The 24,356-nt window shown below is 26.6% G+C and carries 21 protein-coding genes and 2 CRISPR repeat arrays; of the genes, 18 read left to right on the top strand and 3 right to left on the bottom strand.

The genetic code is table 11. The features are described from left to right. Positions 1 to 238 precede the first annotated feature (238 nt). Positions 239 to 799, bottom strand: a complete 561-nt coding sequence (locus ACQ3F0_RS24830; RefSeq protein WP_428868489.1) for a hypothetical protein — start codon at positions 797 to 799, stop codon at positions 239 to 241. Positions 800 to 899: 100 nt separating this feature from the next. Next, positions 900 to 1,415, bottom strand: a complete 516-nt coding sequence (locus ACQ3F0_RS24825) for a DUF2947 family protein (RefSeq protein WP_428868488.1) — start codon at positions 1,413 to 1,415, stop codon at positions 900 to 902. A 220-nt stretch (positions 1,416 to 1,635) separates the two neighbouring features. Between ACQ3F0_RS24825 and ACQ3F0_RS24820 the strand changes: the two genes are divergently transcribed. The 3 genes from ACQ3F0_RS24820 (at position 1,636) to ACQ3F0_RS24810 (ending at position 3,347) form a co-directional block, all read left to right on the top strand. Next, positions 1,636 to 1,863 carry a DUF1659 domain-containing protein gene (locus tag ACQ3F0_RS24820; RefSeq protein WP_428868487.1) on the top strand — a complete coding sequence of 76 codons (228 nt, stop codon included), beginning with the start codon at positions 1,636 to 1,638 and terminating at the stop codon, positions 1,861 to 1,863. A 260-nt stretch (positions 1,864 to 2,123) separates the two neighbouring features. Further along, positions 2,124 to 2,348 carry a DUF2922 domain-containing protein gene (locus ACQ3F0_RS24815; protein WP_428863358.1) on the top strand — a complete coding sequence of 75 codons (225 nt, stop codon included), beginning with the start codon at positions 2,124 to 2,126 and terminating at the stop codon, positions 2,346 to 2,348. Between the two features lie 285 nt (positions 2,349 to 2,633). Further along, positions 2,634 to 3,347 (top strand): peptidoglycan recognition protein family protein, encoded by a 714-nt coding sequence (locus tag ACQ3F0_RS24810; RefSeq protein ID WP_428868486.1) that lies wholly within the window; start codon positions 2,634 to 2,636, stop codon positions 3,345 to 3,347. 78 nt (positions 3,348 to 3,425) lie between these two features. Here the strand turns inward: ACQ3F0_RS24810 and ACQ3F0_RS24805 are convergent, their stop codons facing one another. Next, positions 3,426 to 3,707, bottom strand: a complete 282-nt coding sequence (locus ACQ3F0_RS24805; RefSeq protein ID WP_428868485.1) for a hypothetical protein — start codon at positions 3,705 to 3,707, stop codon at positions 3,426 to 3,428. 736 nt (positions 3,708 to 4,443) lie between these two features. Further along, positions 4,444 to 6,046: a CRISPR direct-repeat array (repeat unit 30 nt; unit sequence GCTGAACCTTAACATAAGATGTATTTAAAT). A 243-nt stretch (positions 6,047 to 6,289) separates the two neighbouring features. Between ACQ3F0_RS24805 and cas6 (ACQ3F0_RS24800) the strand changes: the two genes are divergently transcribed. The 15 genes from cas6 (ACQ3F0_RS24800) (at position 6,290) to cas4 (ending at position 24,355) form a co-directional block, all read left to right on the top strand. After that, positions 6,290 to 6,973: a CRISPR-associated endoribonuclease Cas6 gene (cas6, locus tag ACQ3F0_RS24800; RefSeq protein WP_428868484.1), complete on the top strand. Its 684-nt coding sequence runs from the start codon at positions 6,290 to 6,292 to the stop codon at positions 6,971 to 6,973. Positions 6,974 to 6,994: 21 nt separating this feature from the next. Then, positions 6,995 to 8,689: a CorA family divalent cation transporter gene (locus ACQ3F0_RS24795; RefSeq protein ID WP_428868483.1), complete on the top strand. Its 1,695-nt coding sequence runs from the start codon at positions 6,995 to 6,997 to the stop codon at positions 8,687 to 8,689. 14 nt (positions 8,690 to 8,703) lie between these two features. After that, the gene (locus tag ACQ3F0_RS24790; RefSeq protein ID WP_428868482.1) at positions 8,704 to 9,795 is read left to right on the top strand and encodes a hypothetical protein; all 1,092 of its coding nucleotides are present in this window, start codon (positions 8,704 to 8,706) and stop codon (positions 9,793 to 9,795) included. A 9-nt stretch (positions 9,796 to 9,804) separates the two neighbouring features. Further along, on the top strand, positions 9,805 to 11,406 hold the full coding sequence (gene cas10, locus ACQ3F0_RS24785) for a type III-B CRISPR-associated protein Cas10/Cmr2 (RefSeq protein ID WP_428868481.1): 1,602 nt from the start codon (positions 9,805 to 9,807) through the stop codon (positions 11,404 to 11,406). Continuing rightward, entirely contained in the window at positions 11,399 to 12,541 is a 1,143-nt protein-coding gene (locus ACQ3F0_RS24780; RefSeq protein WP_428868480.1) for a type III-B CRISPR module-associated Cmr3 family protein, read from the top strand. Before cas10 ends, ACQ3F0_RS24780 begins: the two co-directional genes overlap by 8 nt. Further along, entirely contained in the window at positions 12,541 to 13,332 is a 792-nt protein-coding gene (gene cmr4 / locus ACQ3F0_RS24775) for a type III-B CRISPR module RAMP protein Cmr4 (RefSeq protein WP_428868479.1), read from the top strand. The genes ACQ3F0_RS24780 and cmr4 overlap by 1 nt, the downstream gene beginning before the upstream one ends. A 9-nt stretch (positions 13,333 to 13,341) precedes the next feature. After that, positions 13,342 to 13,776, top strand: a complete 435-nt coding sequence (locus ACQ3F0_RS24770) for a type III-B CRISPR module-associated protein Cmr5 (protein WP_428868478.1) — start codon at positions 13,342 to 13,344, stop codon at positions 13,774 to 13,776. After that, the gene (gene cmr6, locus ACQ3F0_RS24765; RefSeq protein WP_428868477.1) at positions 13,766 to 14,722 is read left to right on the top strand and encodes a type III-B CRISPR module RAMP protein Cmr6; all 957 of its coding nucleotides are present in this window, start codon (positions 13,766 to 13,768) and stop codon (positions 14,720 to 14,722) included. The genes ACQ3F0_RS24770 and cmr6 overlap by 11 nt, the downstream gene beginning before the upstream one ends. A 62-nt stretch (positions 14,723 to 14,784) precedes the next feature. Next, positions 14,785 to 15,174 carry a hypothetical protein gene (locus tag ACQ3F0_RS24760; RefSeq protein ID WP_428868476.1) on the top strand — a complete coding sequence of 130 codons (390 nt, stop codon included), beginning with the start codon at positions 14,785 to 14,787 and terminating at the stop codon, positions 15,172 to 15,174. A gap of 209 nt (positions 15,175 to 15,383) precedes the next feature. Further along, a CRISPR array of direct repeats spans positions 15,384 to 16,784; the repeat unit is 30 nt; unit sequence GTTGAACCTTAACATGAGATGTATTTAAAT. Positions 16,785 to 17,022: 238 nt separating this feature from the next. Further along, a complete protein-coding gene (gene cas6, locus ACQ3F0_RS24755) occupies positions 17,023 to 17,715 on the top strand; it encodes a CRISPR-associated endoribonuclease Cas6 (RefSeq protein WP_428868475.1) in 693 nt (230 codons plus the stop codon). Positions 17,716 to 17,730: 15 nt separating this feature from the next. After that, complete coding sequence (cas8b, locus tag ACQ3F0_RS24750) at positions 17,731 to 19,515, top strand: type I-B CRISPR-associated protein Cas8b/Csh1 (RefSeq protein WP_428868474.1); 1,785 nt, start codon at positions 17,731 to 17,733, stop codon at positions 19,513 to 19,515. After that, positions 19,508 to 20,473: a type I CRISPR-associated protein Cas7 gene (locus ACQ3F0_RS24745; RefSeq protein ID WP_428868473.1), complete on the top strand. Its 966-nt coding sequence runs from the start codon at positions 19,508 to 19,510 to the stop codon at positions 20,471 to 20,473. Before cas8b ends, ACQ3F0_RS24745 begins: the two co-directional genes overlap by 8 nt. 3 nt (positions 20,474 to 20,476) lie before the next feature. After that, a complete protein-coding gene (cas5b, locus tag ACQ3F0_RS24740) occupies positions 20,477 to 21,265 on the top strand; it encodes a type I-B CRISPR-associated protein Cas5b (RefSeq protein WP_428868472.1) in 789 nt (262 codons plus the stop codon). Positions 21,266 to 21,314: 49 nt separating this feature from the next. Beyond that, positions 21,315 to 23,861: a CRISPR-associated helicase Cas3' gene (cas3, locus tag ACQ3F0_RS24735; RefSeq protein WP_428868471.1), complete on the top strand. Its 2,547-nt coding sequence runs from the start codon at positions 21,315 to 21,317 to the stop codon at positions 23,859 to 23,861. Next, positions 23,861 to 24,355 carry a CRISPR-associated protein Cas4 gene (gene cas4, locus ACQ3F0_RS24730; protein WP_428868470.1) on the top strand — a complete coding sequence of 165 codons (495 nt, stop codon included), beginning with the start codon at positions 23,861 to 23,863 and terminating at the stop codon, positions 24,353 to 24,355. Before cas3 ends, cas4 begins: the two co-directional genes overlap by 1 nt. Position 24,356: the final 1 nt, after the last annotated feature.

Below are 24,356 nucleotides of genomic sequence, written 5' to 3'. Positions count from 1 at the left end.
AATATAGATAAACATAATCCAACAGTATTAGTATTTCAAAGATAAAAAATAATATTACTGGAATTAAGAATTTCCAGTAATATTATAATTATAAAATATTAAACTACACAAAACTATCTAGAGTCTCGATGAGAGTGCTGTCTCTCATCTCTTTCTAGAGTCTATCATAATTATATGCTTCTAACCAGGAATACTTTTTGTCATTTAAAATGCACCACTCACTAAAAGTAATTTCCTGTTATTTATTATGAAATAGAAACCAATCATTATACAATTCAACATAATACGTATAATTTCTAATTAATTGGTCATCAATTATTCCTGAATTACAATATGCAGAAAACAAATTCTGGATTTCATTCTTTGTTTGTTCTACTTCAATCTTATTGGTCAATATACCTTCAGGCATATGGTGACTACCGAACCATAAAAAATACAAATAATAATCTAGTAGTAATTTAACTGTTTGTAAATCATTTGGTTCAATTTTATTAGCCAATTGTAAAATCGCTAATTTTGAATCTGAACCTAATTTTTCTTCAATTCTTTCTATAGCTATTGGATCATACATCTCCAATTGATATAACCATCTTAATTGAGGCATTTGCCTATTTTCAATGGATTTAAATAAAACTGGGAATATAACTTTTAATGCAAATGGTTGTTGAAATATTAAGTTTATATTTTTCTCAAATTTTAGGTCACATAAATAATATACAAACTTTTCTATACCCTCATTCTCTAAATTATCTACATATTCAATTAGATTATTTAACATTTTATTAGCTTGCTTTTTCAAACCGACATTTCTTTTGTCTACATATTCATTTCATAAACGATTAAGTTGCTTATCATCATAATTAATTCTAAACATACAACTCTCCCCTAAGATAAGATTTTTAAAAGGTATCTAATATTTTACCTACTCTTTTTCCCTTTAATAAAACTCCATCTGTACAAAATACCAATACATTTTCATTATTTGTATTAATTAAGATTACTCCTTCATCATCAAAAAGAAAATTTGCCCAGTGCTTTAAAAAAATACTCCAATTTGTTTCAATTGCTGATTCTTTTGACCAAAATACTATAATTGTATCTTTAAAATTATATGGCATGGTTTCTATTAAATATTCTCTGAAGTTCTCATATTTACCTTCATTCCAGTCATTTAACCAATTATATGCATCTTTCTCAAGTAAAAGCTGTTTATCATTGGTATCAAGAAGCATGAAATGACGATTACGCCTACTGACATATGTTTCCCACAACAACCCACTATATTTTATAGAAAGAGGTTTTATATTTTTCATGTCTTTCTTAGGAACACTAATTTCTTCATCATTAAAATACCATTTCATTCCCCATTCATTCATATTAATATATCTATAATCATTGTCCTTATTACTTCCCATACAATTTTCCTCTCAAATAATTTAGTTTCAGAATAATACCTGTTAACATATTAGTTTGATTAATTAAACTTATATTTTCTAAATTATATACACTAAAAAAATAATATCAAATAGAATTCTAAATATCAAATTAATTTTTTTGATTATTTTTGTAAAAATACATTTATAACTTGTATGTATTTAATGAAAGGCAATAAGGAAAGAAAAGGGGGGATATACTATGGCAGTTCAAACAACAAAATTGAAATCTGATTTAGTTTTCAGAGTAATCACTGGTCAAAATGAAGAAGGTGAAGATGTTTTAAGAACTAAAAGTTTTTCAAAAGTAAAAACTGATGCAATAGATCAAGATGTTTTTGATGTTGCAAATGCTATCAAAGAAGTTCTTGCACATCCAGTCTTCGAGATCAGAAGAGTAGATGCTGAATTACTTGAAGAGGGAATGTAAGAATATGTTGAATTGTTAAATTCGCATAATTTCAAATACAATTCTAAATTTGATATAACTAATGAATCTAAAATTTTCTAACTCGCAAGCTCAAACAAGAAAATTTCTTAACGCTTCAGTAGTTATATCAAATAAGAATTGTAGTATCTCATTATAATGAAAATAACAATTCAACATATCTTATCAGTTCAAAATGAGAAAAAGATTTTAGAATAATGGAAATAATTAATTGATAATAATAAAAAATTGGAGGATATAAAATGAGTAAAAAATTAGTTATGAAATTCAAGGATGCTGCTGGGGAATCAAAATCTATGACTGTTACTGATGTTAAGGATGGTATCACAAAAGCTGATGCTGAAGCGCTAATGGATACTATAATTGCAAAGGATATTTTTGCTTTTGGTCCAGATGTTTTATCTGCTAAAGATGCTGCAAGTATTGTTGAAACAACTGAAACTGACTTGTTTGATAACGAATTATAGAAAGGTAATATAAAGCTAGAAAGGTAGTTCACTTCACTAAGAAATTCTAAAGTTTGTTCAAATACCTTTTACGCAATATATTCTTTCTGATGCTAAAATAATTAGAAAACATAAATATTTAATTAGTATACGCACTCACTTGAATCAGTGGGTGTTTTTCAATGATTAGATAAACAACTTCAACTATAAATCTATCCAAGTCCAAAACTCATTAATGCCTGAGATTTTGTACATGTATAAATTAAGTTTACGTAATGTTTATCTTTATATAGGGAGGGAAAATCAATGAATGTTATAGATTCTAATTTGGTGTTTATGAGTAATATGAGATATGGAAATAAGCCTAATAAAATAATACTACATCATGCAGCTAGTTCTTGCTGTAGTATTAGGGATATTCATTATTGGCATTTGAATAAAGGGTGGGCCGGTTGTGGATATCATTTTTTTATTAGGAAAGATGGATCAGTATATAAAGGTCGTGATGAGAATGTTGTAGGTGCTCATTGCAAGGGGTATAATACTGGGTCAATTGGAATTTGTGTTGAAGGAAATTTTATGGTTGAAACTATGCCTGATGTTGAAAAGAAAGCTGTTGTTGAAGTGTGTAGGCATATAATGGGTAAATATTCTATAACTAATATCTATGGTCATAATAACTTTGTTAAAACAGATTGTCCAGGAAATAGTTTTCCTTTTCAGGAGATTATAAATGAGGTATTCAATGATTCTACAGCTAAGGATTTATATCTAGGATATTTGATAAAGAAAAATAATTGTAAATATGATAGAAATGTTGTGAAGATTCAGCAGAGGTTAGCGGAACTAGGGTATGATGTTGGAGAGTGTGGTGTTGATGGTTATTTTGGGGAAGATACTGAGAGAGCTGTTAGGAAGTATCAGGAGGATGTTGGGATTATGGTTGATGGGGTTGTTGGAGAGGTTACGTGGGGGAGACTATTTGTATGTGGGTATATTAAAAAAGAAATCAATAATTAATAAACAGGACAACTATAAATTATGGAGTTGTCCTTTAGGGAATAGTATTAAGATTGTTATGTTCTAAACTATAGCGTCTTATAGCCAGTTAATCTTTTGGTTAGTAATTTTCTCAGCATCTTTTATCGCATCAGATAGTGTTAAATAACCACTACTTACTGAACTAACTTTACCCTTTTCTATCATAGATTCAAATTCAATATAATAACAGTCAATTTCTTTATCATCATAGATTTCTGAAGGATCTTCATAATCACAACTACCATATAATATATCCCATTTAATAATCCAAAGTTTACATGGTACACTACTAGCATAAACATAAGTGCCAACCATGATTTTTTTTGCACCTTCAAACATAATATTTCATACCTTTCATTTGTTTTAAGTAATATTCTCAAACGCTTTTATATAACTTCAACTAAATAAAATGAAATTTATATCTTTAGATTATATATAATTAAGTAAATAATATCAATGTAGTATTATATAGAATTTCATATAGAATCTATGAATAAACAAAAAAAGCCTGTGTATAGTGAGAATAAGGAAGTCAAAGAGAGCTATTTGATAAAAGATAAAAAATATACGAGGAGTGATAACATTGAAACTAAAAGAAAAGGATTATCAATTATTTAGAACATTGGCTATTAAAGATTTATATGAAAGAGTTTTGGGAAATTAATAAAATCGTGACTAAGCATAGAGCTTAAGAAAAAACATTATACTCTATAATAATTGACCATGATTATTTAGCATCAGAATTATAAGAATTATTATGAGTGCCTATATGTGGTGCTATAAGTGAAGATGAGTATGTAAAGAAAGATATTGATGATTATTATTGTGAGGAGTGTTTTGAAGATGTGAAAGAAGCTGGAGGATTTGAATTGAACTAACAGTATTGTTAATAGAATAACATTTACCAACCGTTAATTTATATAAAATACTCTAATCCATTGTAATTAAAGGGGTTAAAGCAATTTATTTTAGAAATAAAAAAATTTAGTAAAAGGTTGGTAAAATTCTTGGAGAACCTTGATATTTCAACGGTTTAGTGATATTATTGATTTTAAAGAATGGCTATTTTACAGTGGCTGAACCTTAACATAAGATGTATTTAAATTGGAACTAACAGGAGCAGGGGAGTAATTTCCCTGTTGCTGAACTTTAACATAAGATGTATTTAAATCTTAAATCAGCTCTTGTTAATTGTCTACTTCCAATGCTGAACCTTAACATAAGATGTATTTAAATTTTCTTAATAGTTTGTGTTGGATTGATGGAAGGCATGCTGAACCTTAACATAAGATGTATTTAAATAATCTTTTCTCACTTTGTATGTGAAAACTGTTTTTGGCTGAACCTTAACATAAGATGTATTTAAATTCTAATGAATTTATTGAATTGTTAAAAACTGATAGAGCTGAACCTTAACATAAGATGTATTTAAATTAATATTTTCCTCCTTTAATTTTAGTTCATCCTATAGCTGAACCTTAACATAAGATGTATTTAAATTTATATAGTAAATTCAAAATTAAGAAATGATGCTGGCTGAACCTTAACATAAGATGTATTTAAATTTTTCTTCAGCGATACCAACACCGCAGTTATATATGCTGAACCTTAACATAAGATGTATTTAAATGCCCAATATTTTAAATCTGTTCGTAAAGTAGTCTTTGCTGAACCTTAACATAAGATGTATTTAAATTAGAACTAAGAAGTTCACCTTCTCTATCACTATCACGCTGAACCTTAACATAAGATGTATTTAAATAAGTTTAATTTGATTTATCTTATACTTTATTCTATGGCTGAACCTTAACATAAGATGTATTTAAATGTAATAGCCTCTGAGAACCGCATTTTTTGCACATGCTGAACCTTAACATAAGATGTATTTAAATAAAGAAGATGAATAGATTAGGATTTCAGGGTTCAAAGCTGAACCTTAACATAAGATGTATTTAAATGGAACTATATTAGATATTATAGTTATTAAGTCTGTGCTGAACCTTAACATAAGATGTATTTAAATCATAAGATGTGTCAGTTATTAGATACAGGAAAAGTAGCTGAACCTTAACATAAGATGTATTTAAATTTTGTAGATGGTGTAGATTGTAGTTGTATTAATTCGGCTGAACCTTAACATAAGATGTATTTAAATAGAGTTGGAGCGCTGTCCCTCTTTGTTAGTACATGCTGAACCTTAACATAAGATGTATTTAAATTTTCAATGTCGCTAACTTGACCATTAAGAGTGTCGTGCTGAACCTTAACATAAGATGTATTTAAATAAAATTAAAGGTTTATTATTATCATAATCCCATTTGCTGAACCTTAACATGAGAGGTATTTAAATGAGTTTAGTTTAAGTTCTCTATATCCTGTATAAGACGTTGAACCTTAACATGAGATGTATTTAAATTTTTGTTGCAAATGGTGGATATAATCCAACTCCACAAGTTGAACCTTAACATGAGATGTATTTAAATAATTGCTCTGAAGTTAAAGTAACACCATTAGCTAGTTGAACCTTAACATGAGATGTATTTAAATCCATTAACAAAACTTTCACATACGTTTTTTATCATGTTGAACCATAACATGAGATGTATTTAAATCCAAATAAAGCAAGAGTATTCTCTTTTAAATCTACAGTTGAACCTTAACATGAGATGTATTTTAAATTAGTCTATTAAACGGTATTGCAGGTAATGACATTGTTAGAATATGTGTTTTAATAAAGAATTTCAATTAGCTGAGTTATTATTGTAAATTCGAAAGAAAATAATTAAAAGATTAATAAAAAGTGTATTTTTAATCCTGATGTTTATTAGGACTAAAAATACACTTTTTTATTTATAGGTAGTAACGTAAATTATGGTATAATATATATTAATTTGAAGAAATTTTAAAAGAGAGGTAAATAAATGAAATATATAGAACTAACAACAACTGTGATGTTGAAAAGGCAAATATACTTTGCTGACAGTGGATATATAATTGGAAAGAATATAAACAAGCTTATGTTATTAGATAAGGAATTAAAAGAATTGCATCCTAAGAAAGATTATAAAAATTATGTTTTTAATAATTTCTTTCCACTAGAAAAAGATAAGTTTTATAAGAAAAACAAGTTATACATTTTCAGAATTAGAGGGTTGAATTTAGAGTTTATGCAAAAGGTATATAGCTGCTTGCAAATATTAGATAGTGATGATTTTGAAGTTATTTCAGTTGCTAAAAATGAAATAGAACAAAAATGTATTAAAGAATTATATACTGTTACACCAATGATTGTTACAGAAGATAATAAGCCTTGGTTACAGAATGATGATTTAGAATTATTTATATCTAGAATAGAAGCAAATTTAGAAAAAAAGTATAAGAGCTTTTTTAATGAAGATATAGATATAAAGGGAAGATTCATAAAGAGTTTAAGTTTTAAAAATAGGGTTCCTATGTATTTTAATTATAAAGGCATAAAGCTTCTTGGAAATAAAGTAAGTATTCAAATCCAAAATAATGAAGAAGCTCAAAAGATTGCTTTTTTAGCTACAGCTGTTGGTATTGGAGAAAAGAATTCTTCTGTTGGAGCTGGTTTTTGTGATTAAATGTAAAATAGAGGTGGTTTAGTGTCAGCAAAAATATTTAGTAGTCACATTTTTATATTTCCATTTACATGGGACTATCAATCAAATAAAAAAGAAAAATCAGAAAACTTCATGGAATTTATTGAAGATAAGATTGATAAAGATAAATGGATTAATTTAAAAGAGTTTAATAAAAAACAAATAGAAAAAAGCAATACTAAAGAAAAACAAGAATTTATGGATAATGAATATAATGAAAAGTATTATTTTTATGACAACGTAAGAAATGCATTATATGATTCAGATGAAAATTCTAAAGTAAGGACTTACTATTTTGATAAAGGCAGTGGTAAATATAAAATTGAAATTATTAAGGAAATAAAAGAAACTTTTAGTTTAGATATTGATAAAATTGAATTAAAAATGTATGAAAGTGAAATAGGGTTTCTTTCGTTTTATTTAAATAATACTGAAAAAAAAGATTTAGATAGTATTTTAAATATAAATGATTATGGAAGAAGAATATATCCTCAATTCAAGCCCATTGAAAAAGCTAAATCTGCTTTTTTAGCAGATAGCATAAAGTTAGATTTTGGTGATGGATTAGAAATAAAAGAAGTTTTTAGTAAAGAAGATTTTGCAAAAGAAGGATTTAGAATATCCAAAACAATACTTGGAATATTAGGAGACAAGTTTACGTGTGAAAAAGAAGAAATAAAAAATAGTAAGGTTATAATTCAACCTTTAATAGATGATAGAATGTTTACATTATGTTGGTATGGAAATGATGATTTTTCTAATAGCTTAAAGAGGGAAGTTATTAGAGATAGAAGAAGATTAGTTATGAGAGACAGAAGAATAATAGTTAGTGACCCTGAGCGGGAAGCAAATTATAGTAACTCAAAAGATTGGTATAAATATATGTTTATAGATAATGGAGATGAATGTTGTAAAAATAAAGGTATGTTAAAAGAGCAAATTAAAAATAATACTTATGCAAGATGGAGTGGATATGGAACTTTATATGGTATTACAAGATATTCTTTAATGGTATTAACAAGTGAAGATAGTGATAATGAAAGTTTTGCAGATTTAATTAGAAAACATATTAATACTCAGTATTGTAGAATGGCTCAATTAGCACTTATGCAAAGAGCAACTGCATTAAAGTTATCAAACGAAGCGGCTAAACTGGCAAAATTTGATGAAGTAAATGATGAGTTGGATAAGAAAGTAAAAGGGTTAAATGAAAAGTATATAAAATTCAAAAATAGTCTTTATTTTACAGAAGTAACAGCTCAAGAACAAGGCATAGAAATGTATGATATTTTATTTAAGAATATGAAAATAGAAAGAGAAGTACAAGCTATTGAAAATAAAATAGATTTATTCCAAAAATATGTAGAAATAGAAATTCAAAACAAAGCAGAAAAAAAACAAAATGAAACTAATTCTTTTTTAAATTATCTTGCAGTATTTGGTACAGTAATTTCTATACCAACATTAATAACTGGTTTTTTTGGAATGAATGTATTTGGATTTGACAAATGGACATGGTATAAAAATTTTAGTGATTTGTTTTGGATAGTTTTATTCAGCACACTAACTATTATTATATCTTATATAATTTTATCACTTGGAAAAGATGAAAAGATTAAAAAAATAATTAAAAAATATATAAAAATGTTTATAATCGTGTGTACAGTAGTATTTTTAATACTACTATTAGTAGCATAGAAAGGGGTGATTCTTTGGCACGTTTAGTAGTTAAATTAAAACAGCATACGCCTATGATCCATTTTCAACATGATCAAGAAAAGGCAGCATTAAGAGGAAGTGATCTTAAGCCTAGATTAGATAAATTCCTTATTAATGAGAGATTTAAAGAATTTGATAATTATAAGATTTATTTAAAAGGTTACAAAATAGGAAAAGAAAAGTGTGACTTTGAGGGAAAAGAAGCCTTGGATTATAAAGTTAATATTAAGGGCATTGGTAATAAGAGAGTAGAATATATACATAAGAACTTTCCTTTATATTTTGGAAATATGGGGAGTGATAAAAAAAATGAATTTGTGTTTTATGATAGTGTGGAAGTTGAGTTTTTTTCATTGTATAAAGATCTCATAAAAGAAATTGTTAGTGAACTTCCTAAGTTTTTTATGAAAAATAATTTTGGAGTAAGACAATCAAAAGGGTTTGGGTCATTTTTTATCGATGAGAAAGCAGAATATTTCTTGGATGGAAAAGTATATAAGTTTATTGATTTGAATAAAGTAAAAGGCAAAAATAATAAAACAATTGTCAATTATATGAAAAACGATAATACTTGGTGGGGACTTTTTGACGGCATTAATAAGTATTATACAAGGATAAGAAAAGGAGGAAGAAATACAGAGCCTCTTATTAAGAAATTTTTTAGCGAAAAAGATATCGTTTGGGAAAAAGATGCGATACATAAAATATATTGTAACAAAAATAAAAAATATAATATAGAAAATGTTAGGGTAATAAAAGATTTATTAGGGTTGTCGACAAATGAGTATTGGAAAACATATGGTATTACAATAGAAAAAGAACATATAAGCGAGAATGTTGAGAATAAAATTACTAGATTTCAGTCTCCAATATTTTTTAAACCAATAAAGGTAGATAATAAAAAATTTAATGTCTACTATGAATTTAGAGAAATACCTGAAGAATATTTAGGACAAGAGTTTAAAATAACTGCCTGGAAAAATAATAAAAGTAAAAAAAAGAAAGAAAAACAACTAGGAGAATTAAAGATAAAGACTCCATCAGAATTTAATATGGAAGAGTTTTTGAAGTTTGTAAAAAGGTAGGTGAGTAATATGAGTGGATATATTGGATTAACTATAGGTCCTATTGTAGATACAGTAGGTGAGGCTAGGAGTACTGGAGAACTGTGGGGAGCTAGTTATATATTTTCATTTATAATGAAAAATATAATAAAAGAATTAAATAAAAAAAAGAAATATGAGTTTATTATTCCTTTCACAGAAAAAGAAGCATTTGAAATAAAAAAAATTGGCTTATTTCACGATAGATTTATTATGGATATTAAAGAAGAAAAGTTTCAGGATGCAAAACAAGAAGTAGACAATGTTATAGAAAACACAATAGATGAAATAGCAAATAATATAGTTTGTGTTTTAAATAATAATAAGAAGGACAAAAACTTGGAAGATAATATAAATGGGTATATTAAAAAATATTTTCAAATACATTATGCTTATTTACCAAAAGCAAAAGATAATCTTATTAATGAAATGAATAATGTCCTAGATGTCTTAGAATTGAATTATAGAAGTTTAAATGAAGTTAAAGATGGAGAAAACTATCTATTTCGATACTTAACAAATGAAATGATTAAAGAAAGTATACTGTGTAGAAATGCTGGATTATTTGATAAATGTGATAACAAGTTGTTCCCATCAATACTTCAAATAGCTATGAGAGAAATAACTAAAAGACATAATATTAATATAAAAAGTAATGATGATTTGGATTACTTAGCTGAGTTAAAAAGAAAAATGAATGAGAAGAAAATAGAAAAAGTTAAAAAAGTGTATAAGTACATAGCAGTTGTTCAGTCAGATGGTGATAGTATTGGAGAAATAATAAAGAAATTAAGTATGAGTAATAGTGAAAAAATATTTACCTATTCAGAATTTTCAAAGAAACTATTTGAATTTGCCAAAGAGGCAAATAGTATTGTAGAGAAGTATGATGGATTTACTATTTATGCAGGTGGGGATGATTTATTGTTTTTAGCTCCTGTGAGTAATGATAAAAGTAATATATTAGATTTAGTTAGAGAAATATCTGAAAGTTTTAATTGTATATTCGAAGAATATATTGAAGAGTTAGAAAAAAAACCAAGTGTTTCTTTTGGAATAGATATTTCTTATTATAAAGATCCTTTAAATGAAAAATTAGATAATGCTAGAAGTATGTTATTTAGTACAGCAAAAGAATTTGAGATATACAATATAGGAAATAGTGTTGAGAAGAATGCAGTTGCACTTAAATTGACTAAACATAGTGGACAAACATTTGATGTAGTATTTAATAAAAAAAGTGAATCCTTTAATATTTTTAATGAACTAGTTAAAATCAGTGTCAATAATAAAGATTTAAAATCAATTCAATATAAGTTATTTGAAGAAAAAAAATTGTTAATAGAAATAATAAACGATGATAGTAAAATAGATAACTATTTTGAAAATTCTATAATCAATAAGTATAGAAAAGAATCTACAGAAGAAGTAGAAGAATTCATATGTAAAGTTAAAGACCTATTAATAAATATTAAAAAAGATGTGGGAGTAATTGAATCCGAAGATAAAAGTAAAGAAAAAATAATGGATAAGTTATATAGTTGTCTTAAATTTATAAACTTCCTAAATGAGGAGGGAAATATTTATGACTAAATATATAGTTACGTTAAAACCTATAGGAAGTTTCTTTTTCAGTGGAGAAAAAAGTTTTAAGTATGATGAAAGCAAGAAAAATTATTTTGCAAGATCAAATAAATTTCCTCAACAAACTTCAATTTTAGGCATGATTAGAAAAGAACTATTGATACGTGAAGGATTATTCAAAGAAGATGGAAAATATGAAAATAAGGATAAAAATAAGATTTATAAACTTATAGGTAAAAATGGATTTGAAGTAGGTATAGTAAAGGAAAAAATAGGGGTTATTAAAAATTTATCACCTGTATTTATAAGAGATGGGAAAAAATATTACATAAGTATCCCTAAAGATCACAAGAAAAAAGATGATAAAAAAGAAAAGAATAGCATATATACACCTATTAGTTTTGGTGAAGATAAAATTTATACTTCAAGTGGTGAAATATACTTACCAAAGGATTATGTAGCTAAAGATGGTGTAAGTGATGACTTTTTAAATATCATTGATGAAAGCATAATGCCAGAAAAAAAGGTCTTTTTAGAAAGTAAACGTATTGGGATTACAAGAGTTATAGATGATAGTAGTAGAGATAATAAATTTTATAAACAAGTAAGCTATTTATTTAATAGGAAAGATGATGAAACTAAAAATAAGGACTATAAATTTATTTTTGAATTAGATATTGATGATAGTACATTAAAGAATAATCTGGATGGATATTCTAATATTGTGAGCTTAGGGGCTGAAGGTACTAGTTTTAAAATGGATATAACAAAAAATAATGATAAAAGTCTTGTGACATATACAAAGGATTATTTAAAAAAATTGTCTAGAAAAGATAAATATAAATACAAAATAATATTATTAAGTGATACATTTATCTCTGAAGAGGCGGCTAAATATATAGAATATTCTATTTGTAGTTATGTTAATTTTAGATATAGAGTAAGAAGGACTCAAAGTGAAAAAAACGTAAGTATAAATAATTATAAAGATTTTCACAAAACAATAAATATTAAATATAGTTTAATGGAAAAGGGTAGTGTTTTATTTACAAATTCAAGTGAGTTAGTTAAAGAAATTGAGAAACAAAAGGATTATGTACAAATAGGATATAATACAGTATTACAATTAGGAGGAGTACAGTGATGAAATCAAGTTTTTATATTATTACAGCACTTACTAATATGCACGTAGGTAGTGGAGAGAATAATTTTAATATTATAGATAATGAGGTACAAAAGGATGTTTTGACGGGTTATCCTGTAATTAATTCCTCAAGTTTGAAAGGATCTTTGAGGGAGTATTGTAAAAATAAATTAAATGAAGATTATATATTTGGTTCTCATAAATCTATTGGAATGTATAAATTTTTCTCAGGTAAATTATTATGTATACCTGTAAGGAGTACTTATAGAACTTTTTATAGAGCAACTTGTTTTGGAATATTAGAAGAACTTTTAGAAACTATAAAGGATTTTAATATTAATAATTGTGATAAGTTAAAAAAAGAAATTCATGCTTTAATAAAGTTACATGTAAATAAAAATTCTGCTTTGATTTTGAAAGCAGATAATAAAAATGAAGAAAAAATTAGTAGAATAGAAGATTTATCAGCTCAAGAAAATGATGAATTAAGAATAAATATTGGAGAAATTACTAAAGTATTTGGAGAAGATTTAGTTTTGTTGAATGATGGTGATTTCAATGCAATAGTTAAAAACCTTCCAGTAGTTGCTCGCAACTGTTTAGATAATGGTGAAAGTAAAAATCTATGGTATGAAGAGATAGTTCCAAGAGAAAGTAGATTTTATTTTCAAGTAATAAAGGGAGAAAAAGATGATGGGCAATTTGATAAAGTATTACAAGAAAATATAGTTCAAATTGGTGGAAATTCAACAATTGGTTATGGATATACAAAAATTTTAAAGTTGAAGTAGGTGATTTATATGGGTAAAAAAAGAATTGAAATATTGATTCCAAAAGCATTACAAGCTGTTACTGATTTTATAGCTGATAATGATATGAAAGTGAAAACAGAATATAAAGGTTACATTTCTTCATTTGGAGCAAGTATCATACAAAGTGGTTTATATACAGCAATAGCTTTTTATGAAAGCACTACATCTGAAGTGGAGAAAGAAAGAAGGAATTTATTAAAAGCTATAAGGTGTGTTGTAGATGAAGATTATGATAAATCTGATAAAGAACTTTTGATGAATTATTGTATGCTAAATGATATACAATTTTCACAAGATAATGTAAGTGGTAAGTCTAAAACAGAATTAAAAGAAGAAATAATAGATGCTGCTATTGCTATAAAATTAGCTATAAGAACATTTGAAATAAAGCAGCAAGAGAGTTGTGATAACTATGAGGAATAGCGATAATAATGCAAGTAAAGGTAACCTGGGCTATTTATATTATAGAGAATATTATAAAGTAGAAAAAGATAAAAATAGTATTGTAGTTAGTGTTAATACAGATGTCGATAATAAGTTAATAAAATATCAATATAAAGAGAATAATTTCAAGCATCTGAGTAAAATTAATAGAGATAACATGAATACATTTATTTTAAAAACTACATATCCAGGTTTGATAATAGGAAGCGGATATATGCATAGTATTAAAAATGATGATGAGTTTAAGTTAGGTTTTTACTTTGACTACACTACAGGGCTTCCCATTATTCCTGGATCATCAGTAAAAGGAATGATTAGAAGTGTTTTTAGGAAAGCTTTATATAATGAAAATGATTTTAATGAGATTGGAGAACATTTAAAAGAAGTAAAGAGTGAAATGCAAAAATATTTTCAACAAGTATTTAAATTAATTAATAAAAAATTAGTGGATTCAAATAATAAAGATAAAAAGGTAAAAGCAATTATTAAGGAGAATGATATTATTCTATTATCTTCTAATAGTAGTGATAACGAAGCAAATATTGAAAATTCGATTACTCTTGAAGAATTAAGTATGGAGATGTTTGAAGGAAAGATGATGGGTGATAGTAAGAAGTACATTAATGTACCGGTATACAAAAGAGATATATTTTTTGATGCAAATGTAAATATTAAAAAAAATAATGATAAAGTAATATTAGCTGATGATTATATTACACCTCATAAAAATCCTTTAGAAGAACCTAAACCATTAAAGTTTTTAAAAATTGCACCTGATGTAAATATAGAATTTCAATTTTCTTTGAAAGATGATACAAAAGGAATAGTGACAAGTAAAGTCAAAGAAGAATTGTTTAAACGGATAATAAAAGATTTTGGGATAGGAGCTAAAACAACTGTTGGTTATGGATATCTAGAGGAATAATCTTAATGTTTAGATAATAAATCTAAGTATATTATAAAAATAAGGATATAGGGAAATTGATTATGAATAAGAGTATTAAATTTGAAATTGTAACAGGTATAAATAAAGGATATTTCCACAATAATGAATCTGGTAATAACATACAAAGAGTGTCTAAATTATGGCAGAAAATCGCAAAGGAAGAGTTTGATAGAAGTGGTATTTATGTTAGTGCAATTATTCTTGAAAGTAAAACAGTGTACAATGAAGATTGGGGATGTCCACCTGGAGGAGAAGATACCGTTGTTATTACAGGAGTAGCTAATCTAGAATTCGTAGATAATTTAAGTCATTGGAAAGACACAGTACTTAATTTGGCGAAAAAAATAAAATCAAAATTAGAACAAAAAACTATAACATGTGAATTTAGAGATGTTGAAATGAGATATATTAAAGATAATAGCAAACAATAGTTTATAGAAATAAGACTCTTTATTTTAGTATGAGTTTTCCCAACCGAAAATTTATAAAAAACACTCTAATCCATTGAAAATAAAGAGTTTACAGTAGTTTTTAAAGAAGTATTTAATTTTTATACATCGGTTGGTAAAATTTTTAAGAACCTTGATATTTCAACGAGTTAGTGTTATTATTGTTTTTAAAGAATGGCTATTTTTCAGTGGTTGAACCTTAACATGAGATGTATTTAAATTCTGCTATTAGTGGCGCAATGATGGGTGGACTAGGTTGAACCTTAACATGAGATGTATTTAAATAAGACTATTGATTGAAATGTTGGAACAGTTCCCAGTTGAACCTTAACATGAGATGTATTTAAATAACTTTTTGCTAATCTTTTTACAAACATCTAAATTCGTTGAACCTTAACATGAGATGTATTTAAATCGAATTTAAAATAACTATGTTGCAAAATGATGAAGGTTGAACCTTAATATGAGATGTATTTAAATTTAATCCAATACCAATTACCATTATCTTTTATCCAGTTGAACCTTAACATGAGATGTATTTAAATTTATCTAAGCTTCTTGAAATATCTGTTGTTTGCATGTTGAACCTTAACATGAGATGTATTTAAATTTGCTTGTGTTGTAAATATCCTTGCAAAATTTCCTAGTTGAACCTTAACATGAGATGTATTTAAATTGAACTCGCTTTCGATTCTTTGTCGCTCATAAGTGTTGAACCTTAACATGAGATGTATTTAAATTTAACTCGTTAGCCTTATCTTTTATAAAGCTTTCGTTGAACCTTAACATGAGATGTATTTAAATAACTCTTGCCAATTTGACACATGATCAATTAAGTGCATGTTGAACCTTAACATGAGATGTATTTAAATAAATGAAATATATTTAACTGCTCCACAAGTAGCTGTTGAACCTTAACATGAGATGTATTTAAATGGTATATTACTACCAAATGAAACAAAGAATTTTGAAGTTGAACCTTAACATGAGATGTATTTAAATTTCTTCATTTTTTATCATCCTTTCAAATTTGACAAAGTTGAACCTTAACATGAGATGTATTTAAATATGATTGGTGCCAACGGGTCCTACTTTCTGACGCGTTGAACCTTAACATGAGATGTATTTAAATGTGCTTTAACTAACTTTACAACTACAAGTGCGATTAGTTGAACCTTAACATGAGATGTATTTAAATATGGTTAATCCAAAATCTTTTACTATTCTTTTTTCGTTGAACCTTAACATGAGATGTATTTAAATAATAGATTAATTGCTAATATTTGGCTTGGCTTGTATGTTGAACCTTAACATGTGATGTATTTAAATTATATCCATCTTTAGTAAGTTGTCCTAGTTCAATATGTTGAACCTTAACATGAGATGTATTTAAATGTGAAAGTAAAAAATGCTACTGATTCTTATAAAAGTGTTGAACCTTAACATGAGATGTATTTAAATTGCTTTGTATTTACTACTGGTTCTCCAAATCCTAACGTTGAACCTTAACATGAGATGTATTTAAATACAGAAGTTGCAATGGATTAATAAAGCAGAATCAAGCTGAACCATAACATGAGATGTATTTAAATTTATAAATCTTTGTGTTTTGATCCACTGTGTCCAGTTGAATCTCAACATGAGATTCAACTGGACATTCTCAAAATTAAGAATATAATTTAATCAAATAATAAAATTGTTAGTCCCTTAATATCTTAAAATGAGATTTTGAGGGATTTTTTATATATAAAAGAAGTTAAATGTAAAAACATTATTATATTTACATATTAAAACAATAAGTGTAAAATTAGGAGTGAAGGAGGTGGAATTATGAAAGTATTTGAAATATCTATTTTAGTATTTTTATTGAAAGATATAGATTCAAAAGACGCTTTTTCAAAAATTGGTGAATTTATTGACAGCGGGTTAGCAAAAAAGCCAGAATTATTGGAATTACATAATAAAAATACCTTTAAAAATTATTGCTTTTGTTCTTTTTTTCCTTTAGAATCGGACAAAATTCATAAAGAAGGAAAAAATTACACTATAAGAATTAGAACAGTTGATTCTAGATTAGCAGATTTTTTTAATAAGGACTTAGTTAATCATTTTAACGATAATATAAAAGCATTAACATCAACTATAAAGATATTGCCGAAAAGGCATATAGAAAAAATGTATTCTATAACTCCTTTGGTGTTGAAAACGAATGAAGGTTATTGGAAAGGTAATCTTTCACTAAACGACTTTGAAAGAAGATTAAAAGAGAACCTTATAAAAAAATATAATTTGTTGATGGATACAAAAATAGATGAAGATTTTCAGCTTTATACATCTATAGAATTCAATAATAAAAAACCTGTAGCAATAAATTACAAAGGAAGAAAGATACTTGGGGACAAGGTAACAATACATATAAGTGATGATAAAATTGCTCAAGATTTAGCGTATATGAGTTTAGGAACGGGCATTCTAGAAATGAATGCTAGGGGTGCCGGATATATGAGCTTTAAGTGCTTATAAAAAGGTGGTGATTATATGATAAGCCAGGCTTTAGAAGTATTCAAGAAGGAATACCAAGAAAAAGGAGATACATTTATTCTAGGTGAGTACATACCAGCTGATGGAACTTATGCAGTGGTTAAATCTAGCGATAAAGGATTTGACATAGTAGATACATTTGACATAAAGCTAGATAAAAAAACTAGAATTTTAGATAGAACAGTAAGTAATTATATGAACTTTATATGTTTTGCTGATTATTATAGCAAAGTAACTGATATGAATAAAGCTATTTTATCTGCAGGTGGTAAAGTAGTGCAGGGAAATAATTATTTGTCTTTCATTATCAAGAAAGAGAGTCTTACAAATGGAAAACTTACAAATGAAATAATTGATAAGTTTTATAATACTCTTGAAAATCCAAGATTAAAATACGCAAAGAAAGCTAAAGCAATAGAATTATATGAATTAGCTGAAAAAAAAGTAGGAGAAATTGATAAAGATAAGATAAATAAAATAAGAGAATGGGTTAAAGAAAACTTATTTCAATCATTTGAAGGACTTACAGGTAAAGATTATTTAAAAATATTCTTTTATTGTCAGGAGTATGAGCAAGAATTTAAAAATGAAAGTGAACGGTACTCCATACCTAATATTTATAACAATAATGATTACAATCAGAAGGCAAGTAATATAATATATGGTCTTCCTAATGATAATATGGGATTAAACTCTAAAAAGCCGTATTTAGAGAATAAGACAAGAAAAGTTTCAGTTCCATATTTAATTGATCAAGAAGAAGTCATGTATCAAAAGAAATTTTTTGATTACTTGATGAACCAAGCTGCTGCAGGAAAAGTTAATATTTACATTGATAACGATGGAATTTATCCTATAGGCAATAAAAGTTCATTAGAGGAAGACTTTAATGGGATATTTTTAAGGATACAAAAGGGTAAAGAGGTAGAGATACAGGATTATGATATTATTTCTAATTATAATCCTAAACTAAAAAAGGTATTTGGTTATAAGAACATACTTGGAATAGATTATGATAGATTAAAAGCATCATATGAACCAATAAAAACGTTAGAAGGAATGCAGATAACCATTAATGAAATCATGTTTAGTAAGTTTTTAAGTACAAATTATTTTACTGAACCTAAGGATATCAAAATAAATGATGGTGTTTTAAAATTCAATTTATTGATGTGTAGAACAGCATTATTTAAATGGTTTTACAAAGGAAGTAACAATAATATTTGGATGTTATTAAATAAAGCGAGCTTGAGCTTAGTTAAAGGGTCTATTAAAAATGGATACATGACAAAAGCAGCTGATCAGTTTAATTTAAGACTATCTTTAAAGGAATATTTTGAAGGAGGGGAAGAAATGGCAGATATTATATTTAAAACAAAAGACAGTTTGAGATATAAAATTTCACAAAAGAATACGGATTTTATAGAAAATGATAGAGAGTATTTCTTTGCAGTAGGGCAGTTAGTGAGTTTCTTTATATCTAGAAGCAAAGGGAAGAAAAAACCACTTTCATTAGCAAATCCATTTATTAATGCGAAGAAAGATAAAGTTATAAAAGAAAAATTGAAAGCTTTATATAGAAAATATAATTATGACATAGAAAGCTATAATTATAAATTCAAAGGTTTACATGCCATGATTATGTCATATGAGTTAGATGGTAAAATTGACGAAGATATGATTATTGCAGGATATTTACATAGTAATCTATTGTATGAAAAAGAACAAGGACAGGAACAAGTTGAAAATAAAGATAATGAGGGGGTAGAAGCTAGTGAATAAAAGAGTATATGGAATAATAGGTATATCATCAATTATGTCTAATTGGAATGCAGATTTTTCAGGATATCCCAAAACAGTATCAACCGGAGAAATTTTTGGTAGCGATAAAGCTTTAAAATTTCCTATGAAAAAAATGTGGAGTAATGAAGGGGAAAAAGTTTTATATATAAAATCCATGAAATTATCAGAAGGAAAAAAAGGTGAAGTTGATTTAGTTCCAAGGTCTTTAAAAGAAAGATATGAATTTCTTTTTAATGAACCAGATTTGAAAAAGTGTAAAGATAGCAAGAAGGTACTAACAAATCTATTTACATCTATAGATGTTAAGAGTTTTGGTGCTACATTTGCAGAAGAAGGAAATAATATATCTATCACAGGTGCAGTTCAAATAGGGCAAGGATTTAATAAATATGATGATTCTTATGCAGAAGAGCAGCAAATACTATCTCCTTTTAGAGATGCTTCAGAAAAACCAAAGAAAAAGAAGAAAGATAGTGATGAACAAGAAGAAGCTAAAAACTCTACTTTAGGTACAAAAATTGTAAGTAATGAGGCACATTATTTTTATCCATTTGCTATTAATCCTTCAGCATATAACGAATTTGTAGGACTTGGAGTAACTGATGGATACACTGAAGAGGACTATGAAAAGTTTAAAGGAGCGGCATTGTGTTCAGCAACTTCTTATTCTACTAATGCTAAGGTTGGTTGTGAAAATGAATTTGCACTATTCGTTGAAACCAAAAGTAACACATATCTTCCAACACTTTCAGAATATATTCGATTTGAAAAAGATGATGATAAAAATATTATAACTTTAAAATGTGGAGATTTATTAAATTCTTTAAAAGATAAGATATTATCAGTTGAAATCTATTATAATCCATATACAACAGCATTAGAAACAGATATAGAAGGAGCTAAGAAGTTTAATATATTCTCTAAGCAAGAGGTGTAAAGCATGGATGTTATGAAATTTACTTTAGAGGGTAGTTTTGGTTTTTTTAAGAAGCCAGATGTTAATACTTATCTATATTTTACATATGGAAATATTCATAAAGTAGCACTATTAGGGATATTTGGAGCAATATTAGGATATAAAGGATACAATCAAATGAGTTTTGAAAAAAAATATCATAAGCAGTTCAAAGATTTACTTCAAAAGAATAATGGGGATTTTCCTGAGTTCTATGAAAAATTAAAACATTTAAAAATTGGAATTAAGCCGAATGAGGTTAGTTTTGATAAAAAGGTTCAGGTTTTTAATAATTCTGTAGGATATGCATCTAAGGAACAGGGTGGAAACTTGATTGTTAAAGAACAATGGTTAGAAAATCCCAGTTGGCAAATTTATATTGCTATCGAAGATGATGAAGCAAAAAAGCTTGCAGATGCTTTAAAGGAAAGAAGTTTTGTATATATACCATACTTAGGTAAAAATGATCATTTGGCAGGTATAAAAAATGTCGAATTAATCAAAGGTGTAAAAGAAGTGAATTCAGTTTCTATAATTAATAGTTTATTTAATAAAGAAGATTTTAATATAGCTAATACTGATGGTTATGACGTATTTGATGAAATTGAAGATGAAGTTCCTATATTCAAATATGAAGAAAAGCTACCAATTTCATTAGAGAAAACCACTAACAAATATGAACTTGGAAATTTTTTATATACCAATGCAACTTTAATTAAAAGCGGAGAGATATCAGTTTATGATGTATCTGGTGAAAATATTGTGTTTATCTAGATAAAGGAGGTTTATAGCCTCCTTTAATAGTATAAAAAAGGAGATTTACATGTACTTTAATGCTAATAGAAAACTAAATATAAAAGAGTTTATTAATAAAAAATATTTAATATATGCACATACAAAAGAAGGTGAAAATGAAAAATTAGAAGATCATACAAACCTTGCTGTAAATTATTTTTTAAACATTGTAAATGAAAAATACTTAAATGAAGTTTTTCAGAAAATTGAGATAGAATTTTTAAAGGATTTTTCAACTCAAGGGAAAGAACTATTTAAAGAAATGATTTTAAATGCTATTACTTTACATGATGTGGGAAAGGTAAATCCATACTTTCAAAAAAACAGATTAAAGAATGATTTAAAAATAAAAAACTGTGAAAAATTTAAGAATTCCCATCATTCAATATTATCAGCTATTGTTTATATGGATGAATATTATGAAAGAATAAAGAAATTTGAAGAAAAAGAAAAATATTTATTACTAGACTTTATGATGATGAATGCATACATAATATCAAGACACCATGGAAATTTAAATTCATGGAAGGATTTTAAGAAAAAATTTTCTTTGGGTGGTGAAGGGGAGAAACTACTTGAAGATCAACAGCTCTTATTCAATGAAACTCTTGGTAAGGATATAAAAATCAAACTGAAAAACATAAAGAAAATATTTAAGGATATTGAAAAACATTGCCATAAAGAATATTCGAAAAATCAAGTGATTTATAGATATGTTTACGAAAGGTTAATGCTATCTTTGCTAGTAGCTTGTGATTTCTATTCTACTTCGGAATTCATGGAGAATGTTGAGATAAGTGATATAGGAGTTATAAATGATGTTGATGAGTTTTATGATGTTTATAAAGAAGGTGAAATATACAATCTTATTAGAGGCTATGAGAAAAAAGAGTATGGTAAGAGAAGTGATTTTACTGAAATAAAGGATATAAATATATTGAGGAACGAGTTGTTTCTAGATACAGAAAAAGCTCTTGAGAATAATATTGATTCAAATATATTTTATCTAGAAGCTCCTACTGGAAGCGGAAAAAGTAATGTAGCTACAAATTTAAGCTTTAAATTATTAAAAGAGGATAAGAGTAAAAATAAAATCTTTTATGTATATCCATTCAACACATTAGTAGAGCAAAATATAAATACTTTGAAAGAAACATTTGAAAAAGAAAAAGAAATTTTCAATAAAATTGCAGTAATCAACTCAATTGAACCTATAAAGATGGATAAGGAAGCTACTAAAGAAGAAGACACAAATCTAGAATACTATAAGAAAGCATTATTAAATAGGCAATTTCTTAATTATCCAATGATACTTACAACTCACGTCACCATTTTCAAATATCTATTTGGAATATCAAAAGAAGATATATTTCCACTGCACCAACTAGCGAATAGCGTAATTGTATTAGATGAAATTCAGAGCTATAAAAACTTAATTTGGGGAGAAATAATAACATTTTTAAGTGTTTATGCAAAGGTTTTAAATATAAAAATAATTATAATGTCAGCTACTTTACCAAACTTAGATAAGCTATCTTTAGCAAAAGCAAATACTGTAAGGCTTATACAAAATAGAGAAAAATATTTTGAAAATCCTATATTTAAGAATAGAGTTCAGGTGGATTATCATTTGTTAGAAAGTGAGAATATAATAGATGATTTATATGAAGATGTGAAGGAACAAAGTTATAAAGATAAAAGGATTCTTATTGAATTTATAAGTAAAAGGTCAGCCTATAGTTTCTACAATAGATTAAAAGAGGATGAGGAAATAATTTGTGATGTGGAACTAATGAGCGGTGATGATAGTATTGGAGAAAGAGATAGAATTATTAGTAAAGTAAAATCAATAGATTCATTGTTACTAGTTGCTACTCAGGTTGTAGAAGCTGGAGTCGATATAGACATGGATATTGGATATAAAAATAAATCTATGTTAGACAGTGAAGAACAATTCCTTGGAAGAATAAATAGATCTTGTAAGAAAGAAAACTGTATAGTCTATTTCTTTGAAATAGATGATGCTAAGAAGATATATAAAGAAGATATAAGAAGACATAGTGATATAACTTTAGAAAATGAAACGATAAGAGAAGTTTTAAAGGGAAAAGATTTTGACAAATTCTATAACTTGGTTATTGAGAGATTAAAAGAATTAACAAATGGATACAATGATATGAATATAGAAAAGTTTTTTAGTGAAGATGTAAGAAGTTTAGAATTTGGAAATGTAGAAGAAAGAATGAGATTGATTAGGCAAGATCAGGATAAAATTTCAGTTTATTTAAGTAGCGATTTATTAGTTAACGATGAACCTTTTGATGGAATTGAAATATGGAACGAATATAAAGAATTATTAAATAATCAGGATATGGATTATTCTAAAAAAAGAGTGGAATTGTCAAGAATCAGATCTAAAATGAATAACTTTATATATGAAATAAAGTGGAGTAATAACTTTACATACAATGATAGAATTGGAGATTTGTATTTTATCGAGGATGGAGATAGTTATTTTAAAGAAGGTAAGTTAGACAAAGAAAAATTCATTAATGGAATAGGAGATTTTATATAATGAGGGTTAATGGTACATTAATCAACTACTATTTTCACTGCAAAAGACAATGTTATCTACATGGAAATAGACTTAATCTTGAAGATAATAGTGAAAATGTAAAGATTGGAAGGGCGATTCATGAAGAAAAAGCATCTAAAAGTAAAAATAGCGAAATTGCAATAGATAATATCAAGATTGACAAACTTACAAAAGAACATTTGGTAGAAATAAAAAAATCTGATGCTGATGTAGAAGCTTCTAAATGGCAATTGCTATATTATTTAAAAGTACTAAAAGATAAAGGGATAGACAGAAAAGGTAAATTAGAATTTGTTGAGAAAAATAAAGGAAATAATAAAATTCTATATTTTGAACTCAATAATGAGCTATTAGAGCAATTGGATAAATACATAAAGGATATAGAAGAGTTAATTTTAAGCGAAAAAATACCAGAAGTTTTAAATGAGCATAAGTGTAAAAAGTGTGCTTATTATGAGTATTGCTATATATAGT

This window comes from Clostridium sediminicola (assembly GCF_050402865.1).
Taxonomy (GTDB): Bacteria; Bacillota; Clostridia; order Clostridiales; family Clostridiaceae; genus Clostridium_AF; species Clostridium_AF sediminicola.
Note: the sequence above shows the minus strand (reverse complement) of the source record. Positions and strands in the feature narration are given on the sequence as shown.